Source organism: Domibacillus mangrovi (assembly GCF_001906925.1).
GTDB lineage: Bacteria > Bacillota > Bacilli > Bacillales > Domibacillaceae > Domibacillus > Domibacillus mangrovi.
Genome location: NZ_MRWQ01000010.1, coordinates 226188 through 232215, shown reverse-complemented (window position 1 = coordinate 232215; position 6028 = coordinate 226188). Strand labels below are relative to the sequence as shown.

Genomic DNA, 6028 nt, shown 5'->3' with positions numbered 1-6028 from the left:
AGTTGGGGGTTTCCCCCTGTGAGAGCAGGACGCCGCCTGGCAAAGTTGAAGTGATAATCTTTATGCTCCTAGTCTTGATAGTTTATAATTTTTTATCGTCGCGGGGTGGAGCAGTTCGGTAGCTCGTCGGGCTCATGCAGGAGGTCGCGGGTTCGAGTCCCGTCCGGACCGCCATTTTTATTAAGAAGAATTCTTTTTTTATTCAAACATATTAGATATAATAAAATAGGAAACCTTAGGATATATGATCCTAAGGTTTTTTTTCGAGGAAAGAAGGTAAATATTTGTGACATCTTCTTATAAATTCGTCATTGATAATGTAGAAGAAATGAAAAATTTTGCTGCACATATTACTGCGTTGCTTGCACCCGGTGATGTACTCTTGCTTGAAGGAGATCTAGGTGCAGGAAAAACAACATTTACTCAAGGAATTGCGGCTGCTTTAGGTGTGAAGAAAAACGTCAACAGCCCAACATTTACAATTATTAAAGAATATAAAGGAAAGTATCCATTGTATCATATGGATGTGTATCGGCTTGGCCCAGATTCAGAAGAAGATCTTGGTTTTGATGAATACTTTTATGGGGAAGGTATTTCGATTGTAGAATGGGCACATTTAATTGAAAGACAATTGCCGGATGAATATATAAAAATTAATATTTATCATACAGGGGTTGATGGTCAGCGAGAAATAGTTTTAACTACAGAAGGTGATCGTTACGATCGAATAAGTGAGAAGGTGATGGATTTTGAAAATATTAGCGATTGATACGTCTACATATACATTGTCGATCGGTTTGTCTGATGGTGATGTCGTACTTGCAGAACAGGTAACAAATGTAAAAAAAAATCACTCGACCAGGGTGATGCCTGCCATTGAAGCGCTCATGAGTGAGGTGGGGATGAAACCAAGGGATTTGAACAAAATTGTGGTAGCGAATGGGCCAGGTTCTTATACTGGCGTACGAATTGGTGTCACGATTGCGAAAACATTAGCATGGACGTTAAATATTCCTATTACGGCTGTATCAGGGCTGGCTTCTCTCGCAGCGTCTGCTCCATTGATTGAAGGTCTTGTTTGTCCAATGTTTGATGCGCGTAGAGAACAGGTGTTTACGGGACTGTATCGATTGTCGAACGGGTTAGTGGAATCAGTGAAAGAAGATCAAAATGTTCCTGTTGTGGACTGGTGCCAGGAGCTTCTTAGAATGGGAGAGCCTGTTTTATTTGTTGGACAGGAAAGCATTATATATGAGCAGGTCATAGCAGAGGTGATGGGCAATGCCGCCGCGTTTGCAGGGAAATCGGTTCCATATACACGTCCTGCTGCTCTTCTTTCGCTTGCATCAGGAATGGAACAAGATCCTTCTCAAGTTGTGCCGAACTATGCACGACTAGCTGAGGCAGAGGCGAATTGGCTTAAAGCGAATGAAAAGAAGGAGAAGTCTGATGAGTGAGCTTTTTGTGCGGAAGATGACTTTAGATGATGTTCCGGCAGTGTATGAAGTAGAATTGGTTAGTTTTACAGTACCATGGTCAAAAGAAGCATTAGAGCGAGAAATTACTTCAAATAATTTTGCTCTTTACCATGTAGCTGAAATCGAGGGCAAAGTGATTGGCTACTGCGGTATGTGGATTGTGTATGACCAAGTACAGGTGACAAATATTGCGATTTTGCCCGAATATCGTGGGAATCATTATGGTGAAAAATTGCTCGGTTTTGTGATCAATGAGGCCATGCTTCATGGGGGTAAAGTGCTTTCTTTAGAAGTGAGAGTGAGTAATACACCAGCACGGTCGCTTTATGAAAAATTCGGGTTGCAGCCGGGTGGAATCCGGAAGCAGTATTATACCGATGATTTAGAAGATGCTTTAGTGATGTGGGTGAATTTATAATGAAAAAAGATATATTTATATTTGGAATTGAGACGAGCTGTGATGAGACAGCAGCCGCAATTATTAAAAATGGAACGGACATTATTGCAAATGTCGTTTCATCACAAATTGAAAGTCATAAACGATTCGGTGGCGTCGTACCAGAAATTGCATCGCGTCATCACGTAGAACAAATTATTGCTGTGTTTGAGGAAACACTGGAGCAGGCAGGCTTAACGTTTCAGGATATGGATGCTATTGCAGTAACAAAGGGACCGGGTCTTGTTGGGGCGCTTTTAGTCGGTGTCAATGCAGCGAAAGCGATTGCGTTTGCACATGATCTGCCGCTCATTGGTGTTCATCATATTGCAGGGCACATTTATGCGAACCGGTTAGTTCAGGAGATGTCTTTCCCGCTTATGTCACTTGTTGTTTCTGGCGGACATACGGAACTTGTCTATATGAAAGAACATGGTTCATTTGAAGTGATCGGTGAGACGCGTGATGACGCAGCTGGCGAGGCGTATGACAAAGTAGCCCGTACATTAAGTTTACCTTATCCAGGCGGTCCACACATTGACCGGCTGGCAGCTGCAGGGCAGGATACGTACTCATTGCCACGCATTCGTCTGGAAGAAGGATCGTACGATTTCAGTTTTAGCGGATTGAAATCAGCGGTTATTAATACGGTTCATAATGCGGAACAGCGTGGTGAAAAAATTATTCCAGAAAACTTGGCTGCAAGTTTTCAAGCGAGTGTTGTGGACGTTCTAACAGAAAAAACAGTGCGTGCAGCGAAAGAGTATGGTGTGAAGCAAGTATTATTAGCGGGTGGTGTAGCAGCTAATAAAGGGCTCCGTGCGTCTCTTGAGAATGCATTTGGCAAAATAGAGAGCATTGATATCATGATTCCGCCTATATCGCTTTGTACGGACAATGCAGCGATGATTGCAGCGGCAGGGACGATTTTGTATGAACAGGGAAAACGGGATGGGCTGGATATGAACGGCCATCCAGGATTGGACATTGAGGAATTTTAACAGACAGGTAGACGCCTGTCTTTTTTGTTGTGGATAATGTGGGTAATTCTTAAGAGAAGCTTTTTTAAACGCTTTTTAATAAAATAGAAAAGGGGATAACAAAGCACGGTGCTGTGGATAGCACCGTGCTTTGTTTATTCATCCTGAAGTGATTCCCATTCTTCCATTAGTAATTCAATGGCACTGTTTGATTGTTCTAATTGTTGATGCAACTCCAGTGATTTTGAATGATCTTCGTATATTTCAGGCAGGCAGAGCAGCCTTTCTGCTTCCGTTATGATTCCTTCATATCCAGAAATTTCTAATTCGATTTCTTCAATTCGACGAAGACGCTGACGATCTCGTTTTCGTTGCTCTTTATCGGTTTTATACGAATCAGCAGCTGCCGGTTTTGCTAAAGTTGAAATCGTATTTGCTGTTTCGAGAGCAGCGAGTTCTTCCTGTTCATTTTTCTTTTCCACATAATAGTCGTAATCTCCGAGATAGACGGTGACACCTGTTTTTGTTTTATCAAGTTCCACTACTTGTGTGGCGATTCGATTAATAAAATAACGGTCATGCGAGACGAATAAGAGGGTACCAGGATAATCGATTAATGCATTTTCCAGCACTTCTTTACTATCGAGATCAAGATGGTTGGTAGGCTCATCAAGTATAAGTAAATTTGCTTTTTGCATCGTCAATTTAGCGAGTGCAAGACGGGCTTTTTCACCACCGCTTAGCGCTGCAACAGGTTTTAATACATCATCACCTGAAAAAAGAAAGGTACCAAGAATTGTTCGTATATCCTTTTCTTGAGTAACAGGATACTCGTCCCATAGTTCAGCTAGTACCGTTTTTGCTTGATTTAAATGCGACTGTTCTTGGTCATAATAACCGATTTCGACACTAGCTCCTTGTCGGATCTCACCGGTGAGAAGCGGCAATGCGCCGGTAATTGATTTCAGTAAAGTTGATTTGCCAGCACCGTTTGGACCGACGAGCGCGATGCTTTCGCCTCTAAATACATCAAATGACAGATCAGAAACAATTGTCTGCCCGTCATAGCCAATAGAAACACTGTCAATTTTCAATACTTCATTGCCGCTTTGCCGATCGATATCAAACAACATACTTGGTGGCTTTTCATTATTACCAGGTCTTTTGATCAGGTCCATCCGATCAAGTTGTTTTCGTCTGCTTTGTGCCCGCTTTGTGGTAGAAGCACGAGCAATGTTTCGCTGAATAAAAGCCTCGAGCTTTGCGGTTTCTTCCTGTTGTTTTTCAAATTGCTTCATTTCCCGCTCATATTGATCCGCTTTTTGAATTAAATATTTACTGTAGTTTCCAGCATATTTGCGAATTTTGTTTCGGGACATCTCGTATACTTGATTAACGGTTTTATCAAGGAAGTAGCGATCATGAGAGACGATTAAAATGGCACCAGAGTACCCTTGCAAGTAATGTTCAAGCCAGGAAAGTGTATCAATATCAAGATGGTTCGTTGGTTCATCAAGAATTAAAATACTAGGCTTTGTTAAAAGTAACTTTGCAAGAGCTAGACGTGTCTTTTGCCCACCGCTTAATGTGGATATACGTGTATCGTAATCATAATCTTGAAAGTTAAATCCATGTAAAATGGAGCGTAAATCTGCTTCATATTGATAACCGCCAGCTTCTTTAAACTCATTTTGAAGTTGATCGTAAGCGGTCATCACCTGCTCGTACAGCTTTGGATCATCATATACATCTGGATTGGCCATATCCGCTTCAAGACTTCGCAATTGCTGCTCCATTTCCCGGAAATGGTCGAAAACACTATTCATTTCATCCCAGATGGAAAGGTTCGATTCAAGGCCGGTGTCTTGAGCTAAATATCCGATGGTGACGTCTTTCGGTTTTATAATCGAACCAGACTCATGTGACAGCTGTCCAGCAATTATTTTTAGGAGCGTCGATTTACCGGCACCATTTCGTCCGACAAGTGCGATCCGATCGCCTGACTGCACCTCAAGCTTAATATTCGATAAAATAAGTTCAGCTCCAAAATATTTCGAGAGCTGCTGTACTTGAAGAAGTATCATATTTTTCACCTCACCTTCACTTTACTCGAGGAAGAGTGAGTGGGCAATGGGAAAGAAGCAGTTCTTGTGAAAAAGGTGACAAAGATTTATGATTGTATTATAGGAAAAAGTAAAATGTGGAAGTGGTATCACGTAAGGAGGATAAAAATGAACAGCGATTCGGTGAAAATTCCACAAGCAACAGCGAAGCGGCTGCCTTTGTATTACCGGTTTATTCAAAACTTGCATTCGTCAGGTAAGCAGCGTGTATCATCGGCAGAATTGAGTGAAGCAGTAAAAGTCGATTCGGCTACGATCCGGAGAGACTTTTCTTATTTCGGTGCACTTGGCAAAAAAGGATATGGCTACAATGTGAGCTATTTGCTATCCTTTTTCCGTAAAACGCTCGATCAGGACGAAGTGACAAACGTCGCGTTGATCGGTGTAGGGAATTTAGGAACGGCATTTTTAAATTATAATTTCTTGAAAAATAATAACACGAAGATCCTAGTTGCATTTGATGTGGAAGAAAGCAAAGTCGGGACAATTATTGGAGAGGTACCTATTTATCATATGGATCAGTTAGAAGAGACTTTAGCCCAACTGAAAGTGCCGGTAGCGATTTTAACGATTCCACAGTCTGCAGCACAGTCCATTACAGATCGTTTAGTACAGGCAAATATAAAAGGGATTTTGAATTTTACACCGGCCCGGTTAAATGTGCCTTCAGCTATTCGCGTTCATCATATTGATCTGGCGATTGAATTGCAGTCGCTTGTGTATTTTCTGAAAAATTATCCAGATTAATCTGTCGAAAAATGATCATAGTATTTAACGGATAAATCAGTTATGATGAAGGAAAAGGGAGGTGTGTGCCAATGATAGGCGTTGGCAGTATGGTCGTAATTGGCGCTGTAGCGTTGCTTATTTTTGGACCGAAAAAGCTTCCGGAACTCGGACGAGCAGCCGGTGATACATTAAGAGAATTTAAAAATTCAACAAAAGGATTAACCGATGATGATGATCGGGAAGAGGACAAGAAAGAGTCTAAGTGATGTTAGGATGAATGAC

General features: G+C 41.5%; 7 protein-coding genes. 6 read left to right on the top strand and 1 reads right to left on the bottom strand.

Annotated elements, in window-relative coordinates; translation table 11 throughout:
* Positions 1 to 286 precede the first annotated feature (286 nt).
* From tsaE to tsaD, 4 genes are read left to right on the top strand one after another with little or no spacing between them, the layout of a single operon-like run.
* The gene (gene tsaE, locus BLL40_RS12590) at positions 287 to 769 is read left to right on the top strand and encodes a tRNA (adenosine(37)-N6)-threonylcarbamoyltransferase complex ATPase subunit type 1 TsaE (protein ID WP_095532850.1); all 483 of its coding nucleotides are present in this window, start codon (positions 287 to 289) and stop codon (positions 767 to 769) included.
* Positions 750 to 1457 (top strand): tRNA (adenosine(37)-N6)-threonylcarbamoyltransferase complex dimerization subunit type 1 TsaB, encoded by a 708-nt coding sequence (gene tsaB, locus BLL40_RS12585; protein WP_073712252.1) that lies wholly within the window; start codon positions 750 to 752, stop codon positions 1455 to 1457. The genes tsaE and tsaB overlap by 20 nt, the downstream gene beginning before the upstream one ends.
* Positions 1450 to 1896 carry a ribosomal protein S18-alanine N-acetyltransferase gene (gene rimI / locus BLL40_RS12580; protein ID WP_073712251.1) on the top strand — a complete coding sequence of 149 codons (447 nt, stop codon included), beginning with the start codon at positions 1450 to 1452 and terminating at the stop codon, positions 1894 to 1896. Before tsaB ends, rimI begins: the two co-directional genes overlap by 8 nt.
* Positions 1896 to 2915: a tRNA (adenosine(37)-N6)-threonylcarbamoyltransferase complex transferase subunit TsaD gene (tsaD, locus tag BLL40_RS12575; protein WP_073712250.1), complete on the top strand. Its 1020-nt coding sequence runs from the start codon at positions 1896 to 1898 to the stop codon at positions 2913 to 2915. Before rimI ends, tsaD begins: the two co-directional genes overlap by 1 nt.
* Before the next feature lie 134 nt (positions 2916 to 3049).
* On the opposite strand, the gene BLL40_RS12570 is transcribed toward tsaD, so the two are convergent.
* The gene (locus tag BLL40_RS12570) at positions 3050 to 4978 is read right to left on the bottom strand and encodes an ABC-F family ATP-binding cassette domain-containing protein (protein ID WP_073712249.1); all 1929 of its coding nucleotides are present in this window, start codon (positions 4976 to 4978) and stop codon (positions 3050 to 3052) included.
* 147 nt (positions 4979 to 5125) lie between these two features.
* On the opposite strand from BLL40_RS12570, the gene BLL40_RS12565 reads away from it, so the two are divergent.
* Together BLL40_RS12565 and BLL40_RS12560 are read left to right on the top strand one after the other, a co-directional pair.
* Positions 5126 to 5764, top strand: a complete 639-nt coding sequence (locus tag BLL40_RS12565; RefSeq protein ID WP_073712248.1) for a redox-sensing transcriptional repressor Rex — start codon at positions 5126 to 5128, stop codon at positions 5762 to 5764.
* A 65-nt stretch (positions 5765 to 5829) separates the two neighbouring features.
* Positions 5830 to 6012 carry a twin-arginine translocase TatA/TatE family subunit gene (locus BLL40_RS12560; RefSeq protein WP_095532849.1) on the top strand — a complete coding sequence of 61 codons (183 nt, stop codon included), beginning with the start codon at positions 5830 to 5832 and terminating at the stop codon, positions 6010 to 6012.
* Positions 6013 to 6028 lie beyond the last annotated feature (16 nt).

Bases quoted from the DNA above. Each gene is read 5' to 3' on its own strand.
- rimI (WP_073712251.1), top strand. From the start codon at position 1,450: ATGAGTGAGCTTTTTGTGCGGAAGATGACTTTAGATGATGTTCCGGCA.
- tsaD (WP_073712250.1), top strand. From the start codon at position 1,896: ATGAAAAAAGATATATTTATATTTGGAATTGAGACGAGCTGTGATGAG.
- BLL40_RS12570 (WP_073712249.1), bottom strand. From the start codon at position 4,978: ATGATACTTCTTCAAGTACAGCAGCTCTCGAAATATTTTGGAGCTGAA.
- BLL40_RS12565 (WP_073712248.1), top strand. From the start codon at position 5,126: ATGAACAGCGATTCGGTGAAAATTCCACAAGCAACAGCGAAGCGGCTG.